Here is a 23,879-nt window from a genome sequence, read left to right on the forward strand (position 1 = left end):
GGTGCCGCGCATAACCCCAACAACGCGCGGCAAGGGGCCGGGGTTTCAAGACCCAACCTTCAGGAAAAACACATGTCCGTCACCATGCGTGAAATGCTGGAAGCCGGCGTCCACTTCGGACACCAGACGCGCTTCTGGAACCCCAAGATGGCTCCTTTCATCTTCGGCCATCGCAACAAGATTCACATCATCAACCTGGAAAAGTCGCTGCCGATGTTCCAGGAAGCGCAGAAATTCGCGCGTCAAATGGCCGCCAACCGGGGCACCATTTTGTTTGTCGGCACCAAGCGCCAGGCGCGCGACATCGTGGCTGAAGAAGCCCGCCGCGCCGGCATGCCCTACGTTGAACAGCGCTGGCTGGGCGGCATGCTGACCAACTTCAAAACCGTCAAAACGTCCATCAAGCGCCTCAAAGACATGCAGGCGCAGCAGGAAGCGGGGCTGGACAACATGAGCAAGAAAGAGCAGCTCCTGTTCGCCCGCGAGCTGGAAAAGCTGGAGCGCGACATTGGCGGCATTCAGGACATGACCGCGCTGCCTGACGCCATCTTCGTGATTGACGTGGGCTACCACAAGATTGCCGTGGCCGAAGCGCGCAAGCTGGGCATTCCGCTCATTGGCGTGGTGGACTCCAACCACAGCCCGGAAGGCATTGATTACGTCATCCCCGGCAACGACGACTCGGCCAAGGCCGTGACGCTGTACGCGCGCGGCATCGCCGACGCCATTCTGGAAGGCAAGGCCAACGCCGTGGACGAAGTGCTGAAAGCCGTGGCTGACAGCGGCGACGAATTCGTTGAAGTGAAAGACGAAGCCGCTGCCTGATGAAGCCGCGCCCGCCTGCGCTTTTGCGTGACGCGAAGCGCCTGGGCGCTTGCAAAGGGGCTTGGCAGCCCCTTTTTTGTGAATTGAATCTGAACGAATCAACGGAGAAATCAAGAAATGGCTGCAATTACCGCAAAAATGGTGGCTGACCTGCGCGCCAAGACCGACGCGCCCATGATGGAATGCAAGAAGGCGCTGACCGAAGCGGACGGCGACATGACCAAGGCCGAAGAACTGCTGCGCGTCAAGCTCGGCACCAAGGCTGGCAAGGCGGCCAGCCGCATCACGGCGGAAGGCGTGGTGGCCGCTTTCATCGGAAACGGCGTGGGCGCGATGGTCGAAGTCAATTGCGAAACCGATTTCGTGACCAAGAACGACAGCTTTGCGGCCATGGCCAACGCCGCTGCCCGGCTGACTGCCGAGAAAAACCCCGCCGACGTGGCCGCGCTGGGTGCGCTGCCCTATGAGCAAGACGGCTTTGGCCCCACGCTGGAAGACGTGCGCGTGGGCCTGATCGGCAAGATTGGCGAAAACATGAGCTTCCGCCGCCTGGTGCGCAAGGCGGGCGGCAAAGTCACCAGCTACGTGCACGGCACGCGCATTGGCGTGCTGGTGGAATACGAAGGCGACGAAGTGGCCGCGCGTGACGTGGCCATGCACGTGGCCGCCATGAAGCCCGTGGCGCTGACCAGCGCCGACGTGCCCGCCGAACTGATCGAGCGCGAGCGCAGCGTGGCCCTGGCCAAGGCGCAGGAATCGGGCAAGCCTGCCGACATCGCCGCCAAGATGGTGGAAGGCTCGGTGCAGAAATACCTCAAGGAAGTGGCGCTGTTCAGCCAGCCTTTCGTCAAGAACGACAAGCAGACGGTCGAGCAAATGCTCAAAGAGAAAAACACCAAGGTGACGGGTTTCACCCTGTACGTGGTGGGCGAAGGCATCGAGAAAAAACAAGACGATTTCGCCGCTGAAGTGGCCGCGCAAGTGGCTGCCGCGCAAGGCAAGAGCTGAGCCGGCCTGGCCGGGCGGCTGCCTTGGCAGGCGGGCCGCCCGGGCCTGAACACACTGCCTGCCGCCCATGCGTTCCGCCCACAACAAGCACACGAGAGAGCCTCTTCATGCCACACGACACCCCTGCCCACAAGCGCATTCTGATCAAGCTTTCCGGCGAGGCGCTGATGGGAGACGACGCCTTTGGCATCAACCAGGCCGTCATCGGGCGCATCGTGGGAGAGATTGCCGAGGTCGCGCGCATGGGCGTGCAAGTGGCGGTGGTGATTGGCGGCGGCAACATCTTTCGCGGCATGGCTGGCGGTGCCGTGGGCATGGATCGCGCCACGGCCGATTACATGGGCATGCTGGCCACCGTGATGAACGCGCTGGCGCTGGCCGACGCCATGAACAAAACCGGGCTGACGGCGCGCGTGATGAGCGCCATCAGCATCGATCAGGTGGTGGAGCCTTACGTGCGCCCCAAGGCGCTCCAGTACCTGGAAGAAGGCAAGGCCGTGGTGTTCGCCGCTGGCACGGGCAATCCCTTTTTCACCACCGACACGGCGGCGGCCCTGCGCGGCGCTGAAATCGGCGCGGAGCTGGTGCTCAAGGCCACCAAGGTGGATGGCGTTTATTCCGCCGATCCCCGCAAAGACGCCCAGGCCACGCGCTACGCGCGCCTGAGCTTTGATGAGGCCATGACGAAAAACCTGGGCATCATGGATGCCACGGCTTTCGCCTTGTGCCGCGACCAGAAACTGCCGATCAAGGTGTTTTCCATCTTCAAGCCGGGCGCCCTCAAGGCCGTGGTCATGGGCGCGGATGAAGGAACCCTCGTTCACGTCTGAAGGAGCCGAACATGACGATTGCAGACATCAAGAAAAACCTCCAGGCCAAGATGGACCAATCCATCGCCGCCTTCAAGAACAACCTCACCAAAATCCGCACGGGCCGCGCCAATCCGGCCTTGCTGGACACCATTCATGTGGAGTACTACGGCAGCCACGTGCCCCTGTCGCAGGTGGCCAACGTCTCGCTGCTGGACTCGCGCACCATCAGCGTGCAGCCGTGGGAAAAGAACATGGCCGCAAAAATCGAAAAGGCCATCCGCGAAAGCGACCTGGGCCTGAACCCCGCCAGCATGGGCGATCTGATCCGCGTGCCTATGCCGCCCATGAGCGAAGAGCGCCGCAAGGAAATGACCAAGCTGGTGCGCCATGAAGGCGAAAGCGCCAAGATCGCCATCCGCAACCTCCGGCGCGATGCCAATGAAGCCGTGAAAAAGCTCGTCAAGGACAAGGAAGCCTCCGAAGACGACCAAAAGCGCGCCGAGGCCGACATCCAGAAACTCACCGACAAGCACATTGCCGAGATTGACGCGCTGGTGGCCGAAAAGGAAAAAGACGTGATGGCTGTTTGAGCGGGCTGGGCAGGCTTTGCGCGCCTGCTTTTTTCCAGTCTGGCCCCGTTTCCGTCATCTCTCGACGCTTATTGCCGCTTGCCAGCGCGCTGCCCGCCCGTTTGGCTTTCCGCCGCCCATGCCTTTCTTGCCGTCTTCCGCCCATCCGCTGCCCAGGCACATTGCCATCATCATGGACGGCAATGGCCGCTGGGCGCGGAAGCGCCTGTTGCCGCGCATCGTGGGGCATCGCCAGGGCGTCGCTTCGCTGCGCCGCTGCGTGCAGGCGTGCGCGGCGCGCGGCGTGCAGGCGCTGACGGTGTTTGCGTTTTCTTCTGAAAACTGGCGCCGTCCGCCCGATGAAGTCAGCGGCCTGATGGGTCTGATGGGCAAGTCGCTCGCCAGCGAAGTGCCCGCCTTGCAGGAAGCGGGCGTGCGGCTGCGCTTTATCGGGCAGCTGAACGCGCTGGCCGAGGGCCTGCAAGCCGCGCTGGCGCAGGCCGAGGCGCAAACCGCCAGCGGCCAGCGCATGACGCTCAATGTGTGCCTGAACTACGGCGGCCGCTGGGACATCGTGCAGGCCGCAGCCCGGCTGGCCGCGCGCGGTGAAACCATCACCGAAGAAGCGCTGGGGCAAGCGCTCTCGCTGGCCTGCTCGCCTGACCCCGACTTGCTCATCCGCACCGGCGGCGAGCAGCGCATCAGCAACTTCCTGCTCTGGCAGTGCGCCTACAGCGAGCTTTTCTTCAGCGACCGGCTCTGGCCGGACTTTGACGAAGCCGCGCTGGACGAGGCCCTGGCCGCCTACGCCGCGCGCGAGCGGCGCTTTGGCAAAACCTCCGAGCAAGTGCAGCCACAGGACGGGCAGGCATGCTGAAGCAGCGCGTCATCACCGCCCTGGTACTGCTGGCCGTTTTTCTGCCCGCCCTTTTCGCGCCCGTGGCCGCGCCTTTTCTGGCGCTGACGCTGGCGCTGATTGCCGCTGCGGCCTGGGAATGGGCGCGGCTCAACGGCCTGGCTGGCGCGCCAGCCCTTGCCACGGGGCTGCTGTGCGCGGCGCTTTGCGCCGGGCTGTGGCTGGGCGGCGCGGTAGCGCGCCCCCTTCCCGCCTTGTGGCTGGGCGTGGGCGCGCTGTGGATCGCCGGCGGCGCGTGGCTGCTGCGCCGTGGCGTGGCGGGCTGGCCGCGCGTGCCGCTGATTGCGCGCTGGTGCGCGGGGCTGGCAGTGCTGACGGCCGCCTGGCTGGCCATGGCGCAAGCGCATGGCATGGGCGTGAACTTTCTGCTTTCCGTGCTGGCGCTCGTTTGGACGGCCGATATTGGCGCCTATTTCGCTGGCCGCGCCCTGGGCGGGCGCCTCACGCACGGCGCGAAGCTGGCCCGCAACATCAGCCCCGGCAAAAGCTGGGAAGGCGTGTGGGGCGGCATGGCTGGCGTGCTGCTGCTGGCCGCTGGCTGGGCGTGGCTGGATGACGCGGCCCGCCCCAGCCTGTTTGCCCGCCTGCACCAAGCCGGGCCGCTGTGGCTGGCGCTGGGCGTGCTGCTGCTGGCGGGCATGAGCGTGGTGGGCGATCTGGCCGAATCCCTGGTCAAGCGCAGCGCCGGCATGAAAGACTCCAGCGGCCTGCTGCCCGGCCACGGCGGCGTGCTCGACCGCATAGACGCCCTGCTGCCCACGCTGCCCCTGGCGCTGGCGCTGATCGGGCTGATGGACTGACATCCCATGAAAAAACAACGCCTGGCTGTGCTTGGCTCCACAGGCTCCATTGGCGCCAGCACACTGGATGTGGCCGCGCGCCATCCTGACCGCATTGAAGTCGTCGCGCTCACGGCCGCCACGCAGGTGGACAAGCTGCTGGCGCAGTGCGAGCGCTTCCGCCCCCGCGTGGCAGCCATGGCCAGCGCCCCCCACGCCGCGCAACTGGCCGAAAAAATCAGGCAAAAAGGGCTTGAAGTCCGCGTGGATACTGCGCCAGCAGCTATTGAAAACATAGCGTCCAGCGCAGAGGTGGAAACCGTCATGGCCGCCATCGTCGGCGCGGCGGGCCTGGCGCCCTGCCTGGCCGCCGCCCGCGCGGGCAAGCGCCTGCTGCTGGCCAACAAAGAGGCGCTGGTTGTCGGCGGCAGCCTGTTCATGCGCGCCGTGCGCGAAGGCGGCGCCACGCTGCTGCCCATCGACAGCGAGCACTCCGCCATCTTCCAGTCCCTGCCCGAAGACCCCGCCACCTGGGGCCAGCGCGTCGAGCGCATCATCCTCACCGCTTCAGGCGGCCCCTTTCGCACCTGGGAGCCGGCCCGGCTGCGCAGCGTCACGCCCGAACAGGCTTGCGCCCATCCCAACTGGCGCATGGGCCGCAAGATTTCCGTGGACTCGGCCACCATGGTGAACAAGGCGCTGGAAATCATCGAAGCGCGCTGGCTCTTTGGCATGCCGCCTGAAAAGCTCTGCGCCCTCATTCACCCGCAAAGCGTCATCCACTCCATGGTTCAGTATCTGGACGGCTCCATCGTCGCCCAGCTGGGCACGCCCGACATGCGCGTGCCCATCGCCTACGGCCTGGCCTGGCCGCAGCGCATGGCATCCGGCTCGCCCGCGCTGGACTTTGGCGCCTTGCAGGGCCTGACCTTTGAAGACATGCAAAGCCACGGCCACCCCGCGCGCTTTCCGTCCCTGGCCCTCGTCTGGCAAGTGCTGCGCGCGCCTGAAGGCGCCTGCGCCATCTTCAACGCCGCCAATGAAGTGGCCGTTGAAGCCTTCTTGCAAGGCCGCATCCGCTTTGACCAGATTCACGCCGTCATCCAGTCCACGCTGGAAGCCGCCGCTTGCCACCCCGCGCCTGATCTGCCCGCCCTGCTCGCGCTGGACGCCAGCGCGCGCCGCACGGCGCAGGAAGCGGCGCGCAAGCTGGCCTGAAAGCCTGTCAGGGCCTTCGTCCGCCCGATGGGCAGGCGCCGAAGCGGCCACATCGAAACACAGGGCGGCTGGCGGGCGAAGGGGGCTTCTGGTCCATCTTTCGCTTTTCAGGGTGCATTAAAAACAGGAGCGAATTCAAGGGGGTCAAAATACCGACTGGCGCATTTTTGACTAGGACACCGTGCTATGAATTAAGGAGCTAAAATGCCGCCCACTCAGCACAGTTTTATCGTTCATGCCGCGCTCATTCTTCAACCAACCCAGTCCGTTTTTTTGCCGTTTGCAGCCAAGCCATGAGCAGCTGATGGAGCAGGAAACGGCAGCGCCAGTCCGAGGACAAATAGGCATGCAGCCTTGATGCAGCTTGGATTTGCGGCGATTCAGACAAGGGCAGGCAGGCTTTTCGTCAAAGCGGCATGACCATGAAAAAAGCGCCTTCAATGAGGCGCTTTTTTCATGGCTGGCAAAAGCCGCTCAACCTTGATGCGGGCGCTTGCCAGCGTTTTTCTTGCTGCGCGTGTGAGCGCCGCGCTCCAGGCTTTTGCGCTGTCCGCCGCCCAAGCGGGGCGCAGGCGCGCCAGGCAACGGCTTGGTGGCTTTGCGATCGGCTTCGGTAACGAGTTTGTTGCCCATGATGTGAAGTTCCTTTCAAGTAACGGCGGGATTGGAAAAACCGGATATTGTCACTGCTTTTTGGCTATTTGGTTATAGATGAACAAGGCGATGAGCGCGCCAATGATGGAAGCGCCCCAGCCCATGCGCGAGCCTGCCGGGTACAGCCCCAGCGCGCCGCCGCCATAGCTGGCCAGTACAGACCCGGCCATGCCCAGCAGCGCCGTCGCGAAAAACCCCATGCTCTGATTGCCCGGCATGAGCGCCCGCGCTATCAGCCCCACGATAAAACCCACGATTACGGCAACGATGAGATCCCACAGCATCCGGCTTGTCCTTTGCAAACGATGAAAAGGACTGACTGTAACGGCGAATCTGCGGCAAATCCGGCGCGCTTGCGCAAACCCGGCCGCCGCAGGCGCATGGCTGGCATGCCATGAAGGGATATTTCCGGCCAGCGGTGTTTTCAGGTCTTTCATATTCATACAGGCTCATACAGACGAATATCATGACCGCCCAGGCCTGTATGGCGTTCGCAGGAGCCGGGCGGCTTTTGTTTCCATGCCGTTCAGTGCACGCTTTTTCTGAATGTACGTCTGGATATACGCTCAGCCACAGCCTGGCGGCAGATTGGATTGATTCACGTCCTTTCCACCCATTGCCTTGTTTGCCGCCGCTTGATTTTTTTATTCCCTCGCCCCATTTGCCCGCGCCATGACTGCTGAAAACCCCCTGTTCAATCTTTCCCCTCTTCCACGCTTTGATTTGATTCGTCCCGAGCATGTGGCCCCGGCCATTGACGCGCTGCTGGCCAAGGCGCGCGCTGCGCTGGAGGAGGTGACGGCGCCCGGCTTTGCCGCCAGCTGGCAGGCGCTTTCGGCCACGCTGGATGTGGCGACCGAGCGGCTGTCTCTGGCCTGGGGCGTGGTCAGCCACCTGAACGCCGTGGCTGACACGCCCCAGCTGCGCGCCGCCTATAACGCGGCTTTGCCCAAGATTGCCGAGTTCTACACGCGCCTGGGCTGCGACGAGCGCCTGTATGCCAAATACAAGGCTATCGACGCCAACGCGCTCAATGCCGAGCAGCGGCAGGCGCTGAAAAATGCCTTGCGCGGTTTTGTGCTGGGCGGCGCGGAGTTGCACGGCGAGGCCAAGAAGCGCTTTGCTGAAATTCAGGAGCGCAGCGCCGAGCTGACGCAGAAATTCAGCGAAAACGCGCTGGACGCCACCGACGCTTTCGCGTACTACGCCAGCGCCGAAGAAATGGCCGGCGTGCCTGACGATGTGAAAGCCGCCACGCGCGCCGCCGCCGAAGCCGAGGGGCAAAGCGGCTACAAGCTCACGCTCAAGCTGCCCTGCTATCTGCCGGTGATGCAGTTTGCCGTCAGCTCCGCACTGCGCGAGCGCCTGTATCGCGCCTATGCCACGCGCGCTTCCGACCAGGCCGAGGGCGATGCCCGCCGCTTTGACAACACGGCCATCATGCAGGAGATATTGGCGCTGCGGCATGAAGAAGCGCAGCTGCTGGGCTACCCGGACTTTGGCGCCGTCTCTCTGGTGCCCAAGATGGCTGAATCGCCCGAAGAAGTGGTGCGTTTTTTGCGCGAGCTGGCAGCCAAGGCGCGCCCCTACGCCGAACGCGATGTGCAGGACTTGCGCGACTACGCCCGCAAGGAGCTGGGGCTGGACGATCCGCAACCCTGGGACTGGACTTACCTGAGCGAGCGTCTGCGCGAATCGCGTTACGCCTTCAGTGAGCAGCAAGTCAAGTCTTATTTCACGCTGCCCAAGGTGCTGGCGGGGCTGTTTCGCATTGCCGAGACGCTGTTTGAAATCAGCATCCGCCCCGATCAGGCGCCCGTGTGGCACAGCAGCGTGAGTTTCTACCGCATCGAGCGCAATGGTCAATTGCTGGGCCAGTTCTATCTGGACCCTGCTGCGCGCCTCGGCAAGCGCGGCGGCGCGTGGATGGATGACGCGCGCTCGCGCTGGCTGCGCCCCGACACCGGCCGGCTGCAAACGCCCGTGGCCTATCTTGTGTGCAACTTCGCCGAAGGCGTGGACGGCAAGCCCGCCTTGCTCACGCATGATGACGCGACCACGCTCTTTCACGAATTCGGTCACGGCCTGCACCACATGCTCACGCAGGTGGACGAGCGCGATGTTTCCGGCATCAGCGGCGTGGAGTGGGACGCGGTGGAGCTGCCCAGCCAGTTCATGGAGAACTTCTGCTGGGAATGGAACGTGCTGCAACACATGACCGCCCACGTGGACACGGGCGAGCCGCTGCCGCGCGAGCTGTTCGACAAGATGCTGGCCGCGCGCAACTTCCAAAGCGGCATGCAAACCCTGCGGCAAATCGAATTCGCCCTGTTCGACATGCTGCTGCACACCGCCAGGGAGCCAGTGAAAGACGTGCAGGCCCTTTTGCTGGCCGTGCGGCAGGAAGTGGCCGTGCTGCACCCGCCGGCCTGGGGCCGCATGGCGCACACCTTCAGCCACATCTTCGCGGGCGGCTACGCGGCCGGTTACTACAGCTACAAGTGGGCTGAAGTGCTGGCCGCCGACGCATACGCTGCTTTTGAGGAAACCGTCACGCCTGACGGCCAGCACAGCCTGGAAACCGGACGAAAATATCGCCAGGCCATTCTGGAGGCTGGCGGCAGCCGTCCCGCCATGGAGTCATTCAAAGCTTTCCGGGGCCGTGAACCCAGCCTGGATGCGCTCCTGCGCCACCAAGGCATGGCCTAAAGTGTGCCACTCACTAGGAGAAAACAGACCAATGAAATCCGCTCGCTCACTGCTTCTGCCCGTAGCTGCCCTGACTCTGCTTGCAGGCGCCGCGCAAGCGCAGGTTTATCGCGTGGTCGGCCCTGATGGGCGCGTCCCCTTTTCAGACAACCCACCCGTCAATGCCAGCCAGCCCATTACGGCCCAGCGCAGCGGCGGCAGCCCCGTGCCCGCCACAGCTCCCAACGGCCTGCCATACGAGCTGAACCAGGTGGCGCAGAAATACCCTGTCACCCTCTACACAAGCACAGATTGCGCCCCTTGCGACGAGGGCCGCAGCTACCTGAACCAGCGCGGCATTCCCTACGCCGAAAAAACCATCGCCACCAACAACGACATTGCTGCGCTGAAAAAGCTCACGGGCGGCGATACGACTTTGCCCACCCTCACCATTGGTGGCCAGCGCCTGGCGGGCTATTCAGATGTGCAGTGGGGCCAGTATCTGGACGCGGCTGGCTACCCCAAAACCTCCCAGCTGCCATCCAGCTACAAGCGCCCTGCACCGGCCGCGCTGTCACCCATCAAGATCGCGCCCGCAGCGCCTCAAAAAACGGAAGACAGCGCACCAGATGCCAGCGGCTACCAGCCGCCCAGCGTCACTCCTCCTGGACCATCGGCTGACAATCCGGCGGGCATTCGTTTCTGAGAACCTGTTCAGAGCGCCGAAACCCCGTTTGAAGCCGCCTCCGGGCGGCTTTTTCTTGTGCTTTTGCCTGCAATTGGCGGCTCCAAATCCTGAAACGACTGTTGCGGCGTGAATGAAAAGGGGAACGCAAAGTCAATACAGGCGTGCCAGTTTGTAAGAAAACGGGGTACGGAAGCTCGAAAAGGCGTTTCACGCGCTTGCGCAGCTCTGCTTATCCAGTAGCATCGCGGCCAGCCGCCTTGGGGCGCTGCGCATCAGGGCTGCTTTTTTTTGTTCTGGACATTTATTTCCAAGGATCAACCATCATGGCAACTGCAAAAAAAGCAACTGCTAAGGCCCCTGCGGCCGCCAAGAAGGCTCCCGCCGCCAACAGCGGCTTCATGAAGCCCCTGACCCCCAGCCCGCAGCTGGCCGCAATCATCGGCAGCAAGCCCATGCCCCGCACCGAGGTGACGAAAAAAGTGTGGGAATACATCAAGGCGCACAAGCTGCAAGACGCCGCCAACAAGCGCAACATCAACGCGGATGCCAAGCTCAAGGAAATCTTCAAGAAGCCCCAGGTTTCCATGTTCGAGATGACCAAGCTCATCAGTGGCCACCTGTCTTGACTGACCGGCTTCAACGGTCACTGTCAGACCGGCCTGCGGGCCGGTTTTTTCTTGCCTGTTTTTTCATTTGCGAACCTCTGAAAAAAGACGGGGTTCACTGGTAATAATCGCGCCTTTTTTCAACCACCTGACCCTGAAAGGCTGCACGATGCTCGTGGGCTTTATCGTCCTGTATTTACTGGCTTCAATTGGCGTGGGGCTGTATGCGGCGCGGCGCGTACACAACACGGCCGATTACGCGGTGGCCGGGCGCAGCCTGCCCATGGCCGTGGTCATCGCCACGACTTTTGCGACCTGGTTCGGCTCCGAAACCGTCATGGGCGCGCCCGCGCAGTTCATGGCCAACGGGCTGGGCGGCGTGGTGGAAGAGCCTATTGGCTCCAGCCTGTGCCTGGTGCTGGTGGGCCTGTTTTTCGCGCGCAAGCTGTATGAGCTGAACATCATCACCATTGGCGACTACTACCGCCAGCGCTACGGGCGCGTGGTGGAGGTGGTGTGCTCGCTGATGGTCATCTTCAGCTACCTGGGCTGGGTGGGCGCGCAGATCACGGCGCTGGGGCTGGTGTTCAACATGCTCAGCCACGGCTCGATTTCACTGACCTGGGGCATGGCGCTGGGCACGGCGGTGGTGGTGCTGTACACGCTGTACGGCGGCATGTGGTCGGTGGCGCTGACGGACTTTGTGCAGATGATCGTCATCGTGCTGGGCCTGATGGCCATTGCCTGGTACGCCGCCGGCCTGGCAGGCGGCGCGCAGCGCGTGCTCGAGTTCACGGCCAGCGAGGGCAAATTCCGTTTCTTCCCCACGGGCGGCGCCAAGGAGTGGCTGTTTTTCGTGGCAGCGGCCATCACGATGATGCTCGGCTCCATTCCGCAGCAGGACGTGTTCCAGCGCGTGATGTCATCCAACAGCGTGCAGACGGCGCGGCGCGGCCCCATCGCGGGCGGCCTGCTGTATCTCGTGTTCGCCTTCGTGCCCATGTTCATCGTGATGGCGGGCCTGCTGGTGGTGCCCAACGCCGCCCAGGTGCTGACCGACGATCCGCAAAAGCTGCTGCCCACGCTGGTGATGAGCCACATGCCCATCGCCTTGCAAGTGGCCTTTTTCGGCGCGCTGCTGTCGGCCATCATGTCCACGGCCTCGGCCACGCTGCTGGCGCCTTCCACCACCTTTGTGGAAAACATCCTGCGCAATCTGCGCCCCGGCATGAGCGACGCGCACACGCTCAAGGCCATGCGCGCCAGCGTGCTGATCTTCACCATCTGCGTGCTCACCTACGCCATCACGATGGAAGGCTCGTCTATCTATGACCTGGTTTCGGGCGCCTACCAGATTCCGCTGGTGGGCGCGTTCGTGCCGCTGGTGTTTGGCATCTACTGGCGGCGCGCTTCCACGCAAGGGGCCATGCTGGCGGTGGCGATGGGGCTGGGCGTGTGGCTGCTGTTTGTGGCCAGCCCCATGCTCCGGGCCGCTTTTCCGCAGCAGCTCGCGGGCTTGCTGGCCGCCGTCATCGGCATGGTGTTCGGCTCGCTCGCCCCGCAATGGCTGCCCAACCAGAAGGAATATGCGCCGCAGTATCGCGGCAGCCCCGCGTGAAAACCTGTTCATGGTCTGGCCATGAGGGGCGAAAGTGCAAACCGGGGCCGCAAACCGCAGACGGGTCTCGTGAGCCAGTGAAGATTTGCAACATCCACGCCCGGGTCCGCACTGGCTCTGGCAGGGCGCTTGCAAGGCGTGCGGCGCCTTGCTGCCGCCTGAAGCCGCAAGGCGCGCTCTGGCATTTCTAAAATGCCGCCATCCGCCTGAAACGGCCCCGCTGCAGGGGCCGTTTTGCATTGGCATTTGAGCTGGGCGCGCATTTTTTAGCGCGCTGACGGCTTCACTTTTCAAGGAGCGCCTTCATGCAACGCCACCGCTTTGCCACCGCCGCTGCCCTGGCCGCCGCCCTGGCGCTGGCCGCCTGCGGCAAGCATCCCGCCGCGCCCGCGCCTGTGCGCGCCGTCAAGCTGATGACTGTGGCCGCCGCCCCGGCTGCCAGCCAGCCCGAATATGCGGGCGAAGTGCGGGCCGAAGTGGAATCGCGCCTGGGTTTTCGCGTGGCGGGCAAGATCATCGAACGCGCCGTGGAGCCAGGCCAGCATGTGAAAAAAGGCCAGCTTCTGGCCCGGCTGGATGCGCGCGACTACCAGCTTGCCGCCGATGCGGCGCGCGCCCAGACGGCCGCCGCGCAGGCCCAGCGCGATCTGGCCGCCACGGATCTGGAGCGCTTTTCCGCCCTGCGCGACAAAGGCTTCATCAGCAGCGCGGAGCTGGACCGGCGCGCCACGGCGCTGCAATCGGCCGAATCGGCGCTCAAGCAGGCGCGCGCGCAGCTGGCTGCCCAGGGCAATCAGGCGGGCTACACCCATTTGCTGGCTGATGCCGATGGTGTTGTCACCGGCGTGGATGCCGAAGCGGGCCAGGTGGTGGCCGCTGGCGCGCCCGTCGTGCGCCTGGCGCGCGACGGCGCGCGCGACATTGCCTTTGCCGTGCCTGAAGGCCAGGCGCAGCGCCTGGCGGCTGGGCAAAACGCCACCGTGCGCCTGTGGGCCAGCGATGAGAAGCTGCCCGCCCGCATCCGCGAGATCGCCGCCAGCCCCGACCCTGCCACCCGCACCTATACCGTCAAGGCCGCCCTGCAAGGCCAGGCCGCTGCCAGCGCCCCGCTGGGCGCCACCGCCTACGTCACGCCGGAAAGCGCCGCCCAGGCGGGCGCCGCCGCCCTGAGCCTGCCGGGCAGCGCCCTGTGGCAGGCCGCTGACGGCCAATCCGCCGTCTGGCGCTATGACCCGGCCAGCAGCGCCGTTGAGCAGCTGAATGTGCAAGTGGGCGGCGTGCAAGGCGATAGCGTGCTGATTAGCGGCGGCCTGCAAGAGGGCATGCAAATCGTCACCAGCGGCGTGCACGCCCTCCAGCCGGGCCAGAAGGTCAGCATCTACAAGCCCCGGGCCGCCGCCGAAGCCGCTGAAGCTGCCGAAACGGCGCAAGCCCAAGACGCGCCGCCATCCGGCAGCCCGGACAGCGCCACCGCTCCATGACACGGCTCAGCAACACCGCCCGGCAACGCCGCTCAGGCACGCCAGATCATGCGCATGCTTCGGAAACAGGAGCGAATTCATGCGATTGAAAACGCCGCTCGCGCAATTTCCACTAGGACCTCATGCTATGAATAGAGGAGCGAAAACAAGCCCTCTTCTTCTCAGAACCTGTTCAAAGTCTGGCCGCAAGGGGCGAACGTGCGGGTCGAAATGGGCTGCAAGGCGCAAACCGCAGACTGCTTTTGTGACCCGGCGGAGATTTGCAACGCCGCACAGCGCCTTGAGACCGTGTCCATGTCCGCACTGGCCGCAGCCACGGGCAGACTTTGGACAGCCTTTCAAACGCGCACCGCGCCGTCATTGAACGTCATTGAAAAATGGATTGCGTCACAAAAAACGCCATGACGAAAAAGAAAGCCTTGCCGGGCGGCTGGAGCTTGAAATGAATCATCCGGGCGGGCATGCCCATCCGGCGGCTCATGACGCCGCCGCCGCAATTGAAAAGAAGAGGAATATTGATGCAGGCCAGTGAGGTGAATGCGGGCGGCGGCCGTTTCAATCTTTCGCGCTGGGCGCTGGCGCACGCGCCGCTGGTGCGCTATCTGATGGCGGCGTTCATGCTGCTGGGCGCGGCCGCCTACTTTCAGCTGGGGCAGGATGAAGACCCGCCCTTTACCTTCCGCGCGATGGTGGTGCGCGCCTGGTGGCCGGGCGCCAGCGCGCAGCAATTGGCCGAGCAGGTGACCGACAAGCTCGAGCGCGCTTTGCAGGAAGTGCCTTATGCCGACAAAATCGTCAGCTATTCCAAGCCGGGCGAAACCACCATTACCTTCCAGCTCAAGGACCATTCGCCCGCGCGCGATGTGCCGCAAATCTGGTACACGGTGCGCAAGAAAATCGGCGACATGCGCGCCACGCTGCCCCAGGGCGTGATCGGCCCGTATTTCAATGATGATTTTGGCGATGTCTATGGCGTGATTTACGCGCTTCAATCCGGCGGCGGTTTTTCAAAGGCTGAAATGAAAACCATCGCCGATGATGTGCGCCGGGAGCTTTTGCGCGTGAAAGACGTGGCAAAAGTGGAGATTTTCGGCGCGCAAGACGAAAAAATTTATATCGAGGTTTCGCAAAAGCGCCTGGCCGAGCTGGGGCTGGACATGAACGCCGTGCTGGCGCAGCTGGGGCAGCAAAACGCCGTGGTTTCAGCCGGCAGCGTGGAAACGGCGCTGGAAGTGGCGCCCGTGCGCGTGAGCGGCGCTTTCGGCTCGGTGCAGGCGCTGCGCGACATGCCCATTCGCGGCCCTTCGGGGCGGCAGCTGCGCCTGCAAGACATCGCCCAGGTGCGGCGCGGCTATGTGGAGCCGCCGCAAGTGAAGGTGCGCCACGATGGCAACGAAGTGATTGCGCTGGGCGTGTCGATGGCCAAGGGCGGCGACATCATCGCCCTGGGCAAGGCGCTGAAAGAGGCGGCGGCCCGCATCGAAAGCACGCTGCCCGCCGGCATGACGCTCCAGCAAGTGCAAGACCAGCCTGCCGTGGTGGCCGGCTCGGTCAATGAATTCGTGCGGGTGCTGGTGGAGGCCGTGGCCGTGGTGCTGGGCGTGAGCTTTCTCTCGCTGGGCCTGCACAAGCGCCCCGGCGGCCCCCATCCCTTGCGGCGGCGCTGGGTGCTGGATTCGCGCCCCGGCCTGGTGGTGGGCATCACCATTCCGGCGGTGCTGGCCATCACTTTTCTGCTCATGTATTACTGGGGCATCGGGCTGCACAAGGTATCGCTCGGCTCGCTCATCATCGCGCTGGGGCTGCTGGTGGACGACGCCATCATCGCCGTTGAAATGATGGTGCGCAAAATGGAAGAAGGTTATGACCGCCTGCGTGCCGCCACATTTGCCTACGAATTGACGGCCATGCCCATGCTCACGGGCACGCTGATTACCGCCACGGGTTTTCTGCCCATCGGCATTGCCAAATCAACGGTGGGCGAATACACCTTTGCCATATTTGCCGTGACGGTGATTGCGCTATTGGCCAGCTGGGTGGCTTCGGTGATTTTCGTTCCGCTTTTGGGCACGTGGCTTTTGAAAACGCCGCCGCACGTGGCGCATGCGCGGGAAAATGCCATTGAAAACCGCCGCGAAAACACTCCTGAAAATAGCCATGAAAATGCGGCTGAAAATACCGCCGAGCTGCATGACAATTTCAACACGCCTTTTTACATGGCCTTTCGCCGCCTGGTGGCCTGGTGCGTGCGGCGGCGCTGGCTGACCATCGGCGCCACGGCGCTGGTGTTTGCGCTGGGCATGGCGGGCATGGGGCGGGTGCAGCAGCAGTTTTTCCCTGACTCCACGCGCCCCGAAATCCTGGTGTCGCTCTGGCTGCCCGAAGGCGCCAGCTTCGCGGCCACTGAAGACGTGGCCACGCGCGTGGAAAAGCGCATCCGGCAAGCGCCGGGCGCTGCCAGCGTGAGCGTGTGGATTGGCTCGGGCGTGCCGCGCTTTTACCTGCCGCTGAACCAAATCATGCCGCAGAGCAACGTGGCGCAGCTCATCGTGCTGTCGCAGGACGTGGCCGCGCGCAATCGCCTGCTCGGCAGCCTGCCCGCCCTGCTGGCGCAGGAATTTCCGGAAGCGCGCGCGCGCGTCAAGCTCCTGTCCAGCGGGCCGCCCGTGGATTACCCGGTGCAGTTCCGCGTGATCGGGCCTGATCCGCAGCAGCTGCGCGCCTACGCCAACGAAGTCAAGGCCGCCCTGCGCGCCAACGCGCACATGCGCGACGTGAACGACAACTGGAACGAGTCCATCAAAACGCTGCGCCTGCAAATTGACCAGGCCAAGGCGCGCGCGCTGGGCGTGTCCAGCCAGTCCATCGCGCAAGCGCTGCACGTCATGCAAAACGGCGCGGCCGTGGGCCAGTACCGCGAGGGCGACAAGCTCATCGACATCACCTTGCGCCAGCCCGCCAGCGAACGCGGCGCGCTCGACAGCCTGGCCGGCGCTTACGTGGCCACCGCCAGCGGCAAAGCCATTCCGCTGGCGCAAATCGCCACGCCCGTGCTGGCCTGGGAGCCGGGCGTGATGTGGCGCGACAAGCGCGAATACGCCATCACCGTGCAAGGCGACGTGGCCCGGGGCATGGAAGGCGCCACCGTCACGGCGCAACTGCTGCCCGCCCTGCGCGAGCTGCAAGCGCGCTGGGCCAGTCAAACGCCCGGCTACCGCCTGGAAGTGGCCGGCGCCACCGAAGAAAGCAGCAAAGGCTCCGCCTCCATCGCCGCCGGCGTGCCCGTCATGCTGTTCATCACCTTCACGCTGCTCATGCTCCAGCTGCAATCGTTCAGCCGCGCCATGCTGGTCTTTCTGACCGGCCCGCTGGGCATCGCGGGCGTGGCCGCCGCCCTGCTGGCGCTGAACCGGCCATTCGGCTTCGTGGCCCTGCTGGGCGTCATCGCCCTCATGGGCATGATTCAGCGCAACTCGGTCATCCTCATCGACCAGATCGAACTCAACCGCCGCCACGGCATGAGCGCCAGCCACGCCATCGTGGAAGCCGCCGTGGGCCGCCTGCGCCCCATCGCGCTGACGGCCGCCGCTGCCGTGCTGGCCATGATTCCCCTCTCGCGCAGCGTGTTCTGGGGGCCGATGGCCGTGGCCATCATGGGCGGCCTCATCGTCGCCACGGCGCTGACCCTGCTGGCCCTGCCCGCCATGTACGCGGCGTGGTTCCGCGTGAAGGCTGAACCAGAGGGCGCAAGCCCGTAGAATCCGCCTCTTTCGCAGCGGGCTTCACGGCAAGCTTCGCGGCGGCCCCAAACCGCGCGGGTGGCGAAATTGGTAGACGCACCAGGTTTAGGTCCTGACGCCCGCAAGGGCGTGCCGGTTCGAGTCCGGCTCCGCGCACCATGGCAAAAAGCCCTTGGGCCAGTTTTGGCCCAAGGGCTTTTTTTTGCCCGCTCGCTTCAAAAAAGATAGCTGCCAATCCAGTCTGCGCCAGGACTTGCGGGCGATGGGAGCCATGCACAAAAAAGTCCGGCGCGGGCCGGACTTGGCTGCGGGAGCGGGAGTCAGCCGCAGCTGCCGACGAAGCCGCACTGGGTGCAGTAGTCGCAGCCGTCTTTGCGAATCATGGCGCGGGCGCCGCATTCGGTGCATTTCTTGCCGGCCATCATGCCGGGGGTGATGGCGTGGGCGCCGTCGCTTTGCGGCGCGTCCTTGGCGGCCTGCAAGGTTTCTGCGGCGGGCAAATCGCCTTCGGCAAAGAGCGAGCCTTGGGCGCGGCGGGCGATGAGGTCTTCAATGGCATAGCCGATGGCGGCCACTTCGCTGTCGTGCCAGCGGGGCACGCGGGTGCCGTCGGCCTTCTGGTAGGTGCCCAGGCGCACGGGGCCACGGTCCCACGTGACTTTGCGCAGGTCTTCCAGCGCGCGGTCCAGAAAGCCGCCGCGCGCGGCCAGGCTGAGCGAGCGCATGGTGGCGGTGATCCATTGCTGCGATTCGCCGTTCTGGCCCACGGGCATGAAAAATTCGATGGCGCGCTCCACGGTGCCTTTGCCGTCGGCCGTGGGCATGGGCAGGAAGGTGACGATGAGGTAGAGGCGCTGCGGGCCTTCGCTGGTCCAGTAGTCGATTTTTTCGGCCACGGCGGGCAGCCCGCCGGTGGGGCGTTTTTCAATGACGGTGCGCATGGGGTCGTCCGCATGGCCGTGGCGCGGGCTGGCGGGCGCGGCGTTTTCCTGTTTGGGCGCTTCGGCGGGGGCAGCCTCGAGCACGGAGCCGACGATGGCGTTGGGCCGGTAGGTGGCCAGGCCCTTCAGGCGGGCCTTCCAGGCTTTGGCGTAGAGGTCCTTGAAGTCGTCATACGGGTAGTCGGCCGGGACATTGACGGTTTTGGAGATGGAGGTGTCTATGAAGGGCTGCACGGCCTGCATCATGGCGATGTGCTCTTCGGCGGTCATGGCCAGGGCATTGACGAAGTAGTCGGGCAGATGGTTCACATCGCCGCCTTGCGCCTTGTAGAGGCGCCAGGCGTGGTCTTCCACCTGATATTCACTGCGGGAGCCGTCGGCTTCGCGTTTTTTGCGGGTGTAGGTCCAGGAAAAGGGCGGCTCGATGCCGTTGGAAGCGTTGTCGGCAAAGGCCAGGCTGACGGTGCCGGTGGGGGCGATGGACAGCAGGTGGCTGTTGCGGATGCCGTGCTTGCGGATGGCGTCCTGAATGTCCTGCGGCAGGCGGCTGGCGAAGGTGCCCTGGCCCAGGTACTGGGTGGCGTCAAAGCGGGGGAATGCGCCTTTTTCCTTGGCCAATTCGATGGAGGCGCGGTAGGCGGCGTTTCGCATGGCTTCGGCGATGCGGGCGGCCATTTGGCGGCCTTCGTCGCGGTCATAGCGCAGGCGCAGCATGGCCAGCGTGTTGCCCAGGCCCGTGAAGCCCACGCCAATGCGGCGCTTGGCGGCGGCTTCGGCGCGCTGCTGCTCCAGCGGCCAGAAGGTGACATCCAGCACGTTGTCCAGCGCGCGCACCTGGGTGGCGACGACTTTTTCAAAAGCGTCGAAGTCAAACACCGGCTCGCCGCCTTCGCCAAAGGCGTGGCGCACGAAGCGGGTGAGGATGATGGGGCCCAGGTCGCAGCAGCCGTAGGGCGGCAGGGGCTGCTCGCCGCAGGGGTTGGTGGCCTCGATGGTTTCGCAGTAGTTGAGGTTGTTGTCGCGGCGGATGGCGTCGATGAACAAGATGCCCGGCTCGGCGAAGTCGTAGGCGGACTTCATGATGGTGTCCCACAGCTGGCGGGCGGGCAGGCGCTTGTAAACCCACAGGCCGTCTTGCCGCTGGTAGCTGCCGGATTCGCGCAGGGCGGCTCCGGGGCGCGCCTTGTGCACCAGCTCCCAGTCGGCGTTTTTCTCCAGCGCCTGCATGAAGGCGTCGGTCACGCCGACGGAAACGTTGAAATTGTTCCAGCGGCCGGGCGTGCGCTTGGCGGTGATGAAGTCGAGCACGTCCGGGTGGTCAATGCGCAGCACGCCCATTTGCGCGCCACGGCGGCTGCCCGCGCTTTCCACGGTGGCGCAGCTCTGATCGAACACGTTGATGTAGCTGCACGGGCCGGAAGCGATGGAGGCGGTGCCCTTGACCTCGGCCCCGCTGGGGCGGATGCGCGAGAAGTCATAGCCCACGCCGCCGCCGCGCCGCATGGTTTCGGCCGCTTCGCGCAGGGCTTCGTAAATGCCGGGGTAGCCATCGTCGGCCACGCCCTGGATGGCGTCGCCCACGGGCTGCACAAAGCAGTTGATGAGCGTGGCCTGAATGTCGGTGCCCGCCGCGCTCATGATGCGCCCCGCGCCAATGGCGCCCGCCTTGAGGTTGGCCAGGAATTTGGCTTCCCATTCGGCGCGCAGAGCGGGTTTTTCGGCGGAAGCCAAGGCGCGCGCCACGCGAGCGAAGAGCTGGTCTTCGGTTTTTTCCTCTTTCTTGAGGTATTTCTCGGCCAGCACGTCCTGGCTGATGGGCTGCACGGGCAATTCCAGCCGGCTGGCGGCGATGTCTTCATGTTTCATGGGCGGGCAAGGAGCGAAAGAAAAAACAATCCTCTGCGCATGTGCCGCAGAGGGGAAAACCGGGGAGAGACGGCTGCACAGGCGTGAGACGCCGGAGGCTGGCGGAAAGGGCGGAAAACAGATGGCCAGCGCTGGAAAAAACGGGGCGGATTGTGGCATTCCCGGATGCGTTTCGGGGCGCATGAAAGCGGGCTAAATATTCCCCATCCACAGGTTTGCTGCGGTTTCTGTAGCAGCTTTTCCAGCATTGAAAAGGCCCGTGCGGCGGGCGATTTCAAAGATGGCAATGTGTATCCAACGGAAAGGCGGATGCGGGCATCCGGCAGCGCTTCGCCAGCCGGGCGAGGGCGTGCGGACAGCGGGTAATACTGAAGAAAAAAGCGTGTATTCGCTCTTGCTTCAATAGCAAACCATCGCCGCCAAATAAGCGGGAAACCGCTTTTTAATGGGTCTGGATTTGCTCCTGTTTCTGATATGGCTCTACGGAATCAGCCAAGCAGGAACCCTGAAATTCGTGCCGGAGCATGGCCGCTCGATACCGTCCTTTGGTTTTCGCAGGCCAAGCCAGCTTTTGTGGAAAGCTGATTTGGCCGCGAAAGGTTTCGGAACGGGGGCAAGGTGCAGGCGGCGCATGCAGGCGGAGAAGCGGCACGGGCGGCGCCATCGCGCGGCAAGGCGCTATTTTGCTCCTTTATCCATAGCGTCATGTCCTAGGAGGGACTGCGCGAAACGGTATTTTCAGCCGCTTGAATTCGCTCTCTTTTTCGATGCCGTCTGCCCGCGCGGTGCGTCGCACAGGCACAGACGCGCGGGCCATGAGCCGCAGTCTTTAAGCGGGCTTTTACTGCTCCACAAAAGCACGCTCGACCACGTAGTCGCCCGGCTGGGTGGTGTTGCCCTCTTTGAAGCCGCGCTTTTCAAGCACGGCCTTGAGGGACTTGAGCATTTCCGGGCTGCCGCAAAGCATCACGCGGTCTTCGGCGGGGTTGAGTTCGGGCAGGCCCAAGTCGCGCGCCATCTGGCCGCTTTCAATCAGATCGGGAATGCGCCCTTGCGTCTGGAACGGCTCGCGCGTGACGGTGGGGTAGTACTTGAGCTTGTCGCGCACCATCTCGCCCAGGATTTCATGCTGCGGCAGCTCGTGCGTGATGTAGTCGCGGTAGGCCAGCTCGGCCACCAGGCGGCAGCCGTGCACCAGCACGATTTGCTCGTAGCGCTCGTAGGCATCAGGGTCGCGGATGATGCTCATGAACGGCGCCAGCCCCGTGCCCGTGCCAAACAGATACAGGCGCTTGCCCGGCAGCAAATAGTCCGTCAGCAGCGTGCCGGTGGGCTTGTGGCCGACGATCACCGTATCGCCCGGCTGAATGTGCTGCAAGCGGCTGGTCAGCGGGCCATCGGGCACCTTGATGCTCAGAAACTCCAGCGTTTCTTCATAGTTGGGGCTGACGATGGAGTAGGCGCGCAAAAGCGGCTTGCCATCCACGCGCAGGCCAATCATCGTGAAATGGCCGTTGGAAAAGCGCAGGCCCGGGCTGCGCGTGGTGGTGAAGGAAAAGAGGCGGTCGGTCCAGTGGTGGACGGTGAGGACTTTTTCGTCGTTGAAAGCAGCCATTTCGTTGAGTCAGTCAGAAGGCGGACAAACAAAAAAGGCGGGCCAGAGAGGCTGGCCCGCTGCCGTCTGCTGCTTCTCGCAATCCATCCGCAGCAGTGGCGGGCATTTTCGCATGCGCCTCACGGCCGCCGCGCAGACCGGCGCGCCTGCCAGCCGCCAAGCCGCCGATTGCTGACGCACCGCAAAACCGCCCGAGCAGGCTGCGCACAATGGCGCGCTTTTCAATGGCCGAGAAAGGAATCGCGCATGCACCGCCGCTCTTTTTGCCGCCTGCTGGCGGCCGCTCCGCTTGCCTGCCTGCCCGCGCTGGCGGCCGCCCGGCAAGCGCAATCTGAAGGTGAACCCGAAGGCGAACTCATCGACATCGTCCTGGAAATCTCCGATGGCGGCCGGCCGCTTTTCGCGCCCCAGCTGCAAGCCCGCTCCGGCCGCAAGCTCAGCTTCAAAAAAGAAGCGGGCGATCGCGTGGAACGCCTGGACCTGGTGGCCGAATGCGACGCCGCCCGCCCCGGCCGCGTCAGGCTGCAAGGCGAGCTGTCCTTCAGGGAGATCGACTCGCTGGACTGGCGCGCCCGGGGCCGCTTCGAGATGGACTTGCAGATGAACCAGCCCGCCACAACGGCCGTGCGCGATGCTCAAGCCGGGCGCACCTTGCAAATCAAGGCCACGGTCCGCCCCGGCAAGCCGCCGGCTTGATGGCGGCTTTCATGCCGCGAAAGCGCGGGCAATAAAAAAACCCGCTGTTCAAACGAATCAGCGGGCTGCTTCAAAAACGGGCCAGATGGTGGGTCGTGTAGGGTTCGAACCTACGACCGACGGATTAAGAGTCCGCTGCTCTACCAGCTGAGCTAACGACCCTGGCCGTTTTTCCTTGCCGGAGCAAGAAAGCTGCGGATTGTAGCACAGCCTATTTCATAGGCTCACCGGCTGGCGCCGCCCGTGCGCTCAGGGCAGCACTTCCACCGTGGCCACGTAGGCCAGGCGGCGCTTCTGGGCTTTTGGGAAGGTGGTTTTGGCGTCGTCGGCGTCCACGTCAATCCAGTACATGCCCGCTTGCGGGAAGGTGAGGGTGAACTGGCCCTTGGCGTCGGTGGCGGTTTTGATTTCTTCCAGCTTGTCGCGGTAGCGGGTGCCGCCGCGCACGGCCTTGATTTCAAGCCCGGCGGCGGGCTGGCCGTCCAGGTGCATGGCAAAGGTGGCCGGCTCGCCCGGGGCCAGGTCGTTGGGGTGGGTCACGGGCGCCAGCTCCAGACCCTTGCCGCTGGGCGTGATGGCGCTGGGCTTGCCGACGGTGACGAAGGTTTCCACGCGCAGGCTGGATTCAAAGACTTCCAGGTCTTTGGCGTCGGCGGGCACTTCGGCGGCAAATTTTTCGGGCGTGCCGCGCCAGCGCTTGGGTTTGCCTTCGCCGTCTTTGTAAATGGCCGTGAGGCCGCCTGCATTGACGATGGCCACGCGATACGTGCCGCGCTGGGCGGGCTTGAAGTCGAAAACGCTGCGCAAATTGCCGGTGAAGGGCTTGTCCGGCTCCACGCGGCTGCCGTCGGGGGCGGTGATGGCAAGGTGGTCGAGCTTGAGCGGGAAGTGGTTGAAATAAAACAGGTCGTTGGCCACGGCGGCATCCACCGTGACCCATTCGGGCTTGGAGAGGCTGGTGGCAGAAGGCAGCAGCCAGACGTTGTGCGCCTGCGCGGCGGTCAGGCCCAGGGCGAGCAGGGCGGCGGCAATGCGGGGAGCGAGTTTCATGACGCAAGTCCTTTGCGGAGGTTGAGAGAAGATGAACAGGTTCAAAAAGAGAAGCGAATCCAGAAGGCTGAAAACGGCCTTCGCGCAGATTCCACTAGGACATCATGCTA

At 64.1% G+C, this 23,879-nt stretch carries 20 protein-coding genes and 2 tRNA genes; 16 read left to right on the forward strand and 6 right to left on the reverse strand.

Annotated features, from left to right (window positions below; all coding sequences use genetic code 11):
* The first annotated feature begins 72 nt into the window (after positions 1-72).
* The 7 genes from rpsB to dxr all read left to right on the forward strand — a co-directional run bounded on the left by rpsB (position 73) and on the right by dxr (position 6,127).
* Complete coding sequence (gene rpsB, locus C1720_RS09920; protein ID WP_102284079.1) at positions 73-825, forward strand: 30S ribosomal protein S2; 753 nt, start codon at positions 73-75, stop codon at positions 823-825.
* A gap of 117 nt (positions 826-942) precedes the next feature.
* Entirely contained in the window at positions 943-1,833 is an 891-nt protein-coding gene (gene tsf, locus C1720_RS09925) for a translation elongation factor Ts (RefSeq protein ID WP_102284080.1), read from the forward strand.
* 107 nt (positions 1,834-1,940) lie between these two features.
* Positions 1,941-2,663 carry a UMP kinase gene (gene pyrH / locus C1720_RS09930; RefSeq protein WP_050714502.1) on the forward strand — a complete coding sequence of 241 codons (723 nt, stop codon included), beginning with the start codon at positions 1,941-1,943 and terminating at the stop codon, positions 2,661-2,663.
* Between the two features lie 11 nt (positions 2,664-2,674).
* Positions 2,675-3,235 (forward strand): ribosome recycling factor, encoded by a 561-nt coding sequence (frr, locus tag C1720_RS09935; protein WP_050714501.1) that lies wholly within the window; start codon positions 2,675-2,677, stop codon positions 3,233-3,235.
* A 118-nt stretch (positions 3,236-3,353) separates the two neighbouring features.
* The gene (uppS, locus tag C1720_RS09940; protein ID WP_102284081.1) at positions 3,354-4,091 is read left to right on the forward strand and encodes a polyprenyl diphosphate synthase; all 738 of its coding nucleotides are present in this window, start codon (positions 3,354-3,356) and stop codon (positions 4,089-4,091) included.
* A complete protein-coding gene (locus C1720_RS09945) occupies positions 4,085-4,930 on the forward strand; it encodes a phosphatidate cytidylyltransferase (protein WP_102284082.1) in 846 nt (281 codons plus the stop codon). The genes uppS and C1720_RS09945 overlap by 7 nt, the downstream gene beginning before the upstream one ends.
* A 6-nt stretch (positions 4,931-4,936) precedes the next feature.
* A complete protein-coding gene (dxr, locus tag C1720_RS09950) occupies positions 4,937-6,127 on the forward strand; it encodes a 1-deoxy-D-xylulose-5-phosphate reductoisomerase (RefSeq protein WP_102284083.1) in 1,191 nt (396 codons plus the stop codon).
* Positions 6,128-6,601: 474 nt separating this feature from the next.
* Here the strand turns inward: dxr and C1720_RS14020 are convergent, their stop codons facing one another.
* Both C1720_RS14020 and C1720_RS09955 read right to left on the reverse strand, forming a co-directional pair.
* Positions 6,602-6,760 (reverse strand): hypothetical protein, encoded by a 159-nt coding sequence (locus tag C1720_RS14020; protein WP_172674002.1) that lies wholly within the window; start codon positions 6,758-6,760, stop codon positions 6,602-6,604.
* A gap of 50 nt (positions 6,761-6,810) precedes the next feature.
* The gene (locus C1720_RS09955) at positions 6,811-7,065 is read right to left on the reverse strand and encodes a GlsB/YeaQ/YmgE family stress response membrane protein (protein ID WP_233199920.1); all 255 of its coding nucleotides are present in this window, start codon (positions 7,063-7,065) and stop codon (positions 6,811-6,813) included.
* A 388-nt stretch (positions 7,066-7,453) separates the two neighbouring features.
* On the opposite strand from C1720_RS09955, the gene C1720_RS09960 reads away from it, so the two are divergent.
* The 8 genes from C1720_RS09960 (at position 7,454) to C1720_RS09990 (ending at position 17,760) form a co-directional block, all read left to right on the forward strand.
* The gene (locus tag C1720_RS09960) at positions 7,454-9,490 is read left to right on the forward strand and encodes a M3 family metallopeptidase (protein ID WP_102284084.1); all 2,037 of its coding nucleotides are present in this window, start codon (positions 7,454-7,456) and stop codon (positions 9,488-9,490) included.
* Between the two features lie 31 nt (positions 9,491-9,521).
* Positions 9,522-10,175 carry a glutaredoxin family protein gene (locus C1720_RS09965; protein ID WP_102284085.1) on the forward strand — a complete coding sequence of 218 codons (654 nt, stop codon included), beginning with the start codon at positions 9,522-9,524 and terminating at the stop codon, positions 10,173-10,175.
* A gap of 380 nt (positions 10,176-10,555) precedes the next feature.
* On the forward strand, positions 10,556-10,783 hold the full coding sequence (locus C1720_RS09970) for an SWIB/MDM2 domain-containing protein (RefSeq protein WP_233199922.1): 228 nt from the start codon (positions 10,556-10,558) through the stop codon (positions 10,781-10,783).
* Between the two features lie 148 nt (positions 10,784-10,931).
* Positions 10,932-12,380: a high affinity choline transporter 1 gene (locus C1720_RS09975; RefSeq protein ID WP_102284086.1), complete on the forward strand. Its 1,449-nt coding sequence runs from the start codon at positions 10,932-10,934 to the stop codon at positions 12,378-12,380.
* A 305-nt stretch (positions 12,381-12,685) separates the two neighbouring features.
* Positions 12,686-13,861, forward strand: a complete 1,176-nt coding sequence (locus tag C1720_RS09980) for an efflux RND transporter periplasmic adaptor subunit (protein WP_102284087.1) — start codon at positions 12,686-12,688, stop codon at positions 13,859-13,861.
* Positions 13,862-14,243: 382 nt separating this feature from the next.
* Positions 14,244-14,393, forward strand: coding sequence for a hypothetical protein (locus C1720_RS13795; RefSeq protein WP_158241696.1), 150 nt, complete (start codon positions 14,244-14,246; stop codon positions 14,391-14,393).
* The gene (locus C1720_RS09985) at positions 14,380-17,619 is read left to right on the forward strand and encodes an efflux RND transporter permease subunit (RefSeq protein ID WP_102284088.1); all 3,240 of its coding nucleotides are present in this window, start codon (positions 14,380-14,382) and stop codon (positions 17,617-17,619) included. The genes C1720_RS13795 and C1720_RS09985 overlap by 14 nt, the downstream gene beginning before the upstream one ends.
* A gap of 54 nt (positions 17,620-17,673) precedes the next feature.
* Positions 17,674-17,760, forward strand: a tRNA-Leu gene (locus tag C1720_RS09990).
* A gap of 161 nt (positions 17,761-17,921) precedes the next feature.
* Here C1720_RS09990 and C1720_RS09995 read toward each other — a convergent pair.
* Together C1720_RS09995 and C1720_RS10000 are read right to left on the reverse strand one after the other, a co-directional pair.
* Positions 17,922-20,408, reverse strand: a complete 2,487-nt coding sequence (locus tag C1720_RS09995; RefSeq protein ID WP_102284089.1) for an adenosylcobalamin-dependent ribonucleoside-diphosphate reductase — start codon at positions 20,406-20,408, stop codon at positions 17,922-17,924.
* 841 nt (positions 20,409-21,249) lie between these two features.
* Positions 21,250-22,023: a ferredoxin--NADP reductase gene (locus C1720_RS10000; RefSeq protein WP_102284090.1), complete on the reverse strand. Its 774-nt coding sequence runs from the start codon at positions 22,021-22,023 to the stop codon at positions 21,250-21,252.
* 246 nt (positions 22,024-22,269) lie between these two features.
* Here C1720_RS10000 and C1720_RS10005 point away from each other — a divergent pair, with 246 nt between their 5' ends.
* On the forward strand, positions 22,270-22,719 hold the full coding sequence (locus C1720_RS10005) for a hypothetical protein (protein WP_102284091.1): 450 nt from the start codon (positions 22,270-22,272) through the stop codon (positions 22,717-22,719).
* Positions 22,720-22,805: 86 nt separating this feature from the next.
* On the opposite strand, the gene C1720_RS10010 is transcribed toward C1720_RS10005, so the two are convergent.
* Positions 22,806-22,881: transfer RNA gene (locus tag C1720_RS10010), tRNA-Lys, on the reverse strand.
* 87 nt (positions 22,882-22,968) lie between these two features.
* Positions 22,969-23,769, reverse strand: a complete 801-nt coding sequence (locus C1720_RS10015) for a DUF4198 domain-containing protein (protein WP_102284092.1) — start codon at positions 23,767-23,769, stop codon at positions 22,969-22,971.
* Between the last annotated feature and the right edge of the window lie 110 nt (positions 23,770-23,879).

The organism is Ottowia massiliensis, assembly GCF_900240305.1.
Taxonomy (GTDB): Bacteria; Pseudomonadota; Gammaproteobacteria; order Burkholderiales; family Burkholderiaceae_C; genus Ottowia; species Ottowia massiliensis.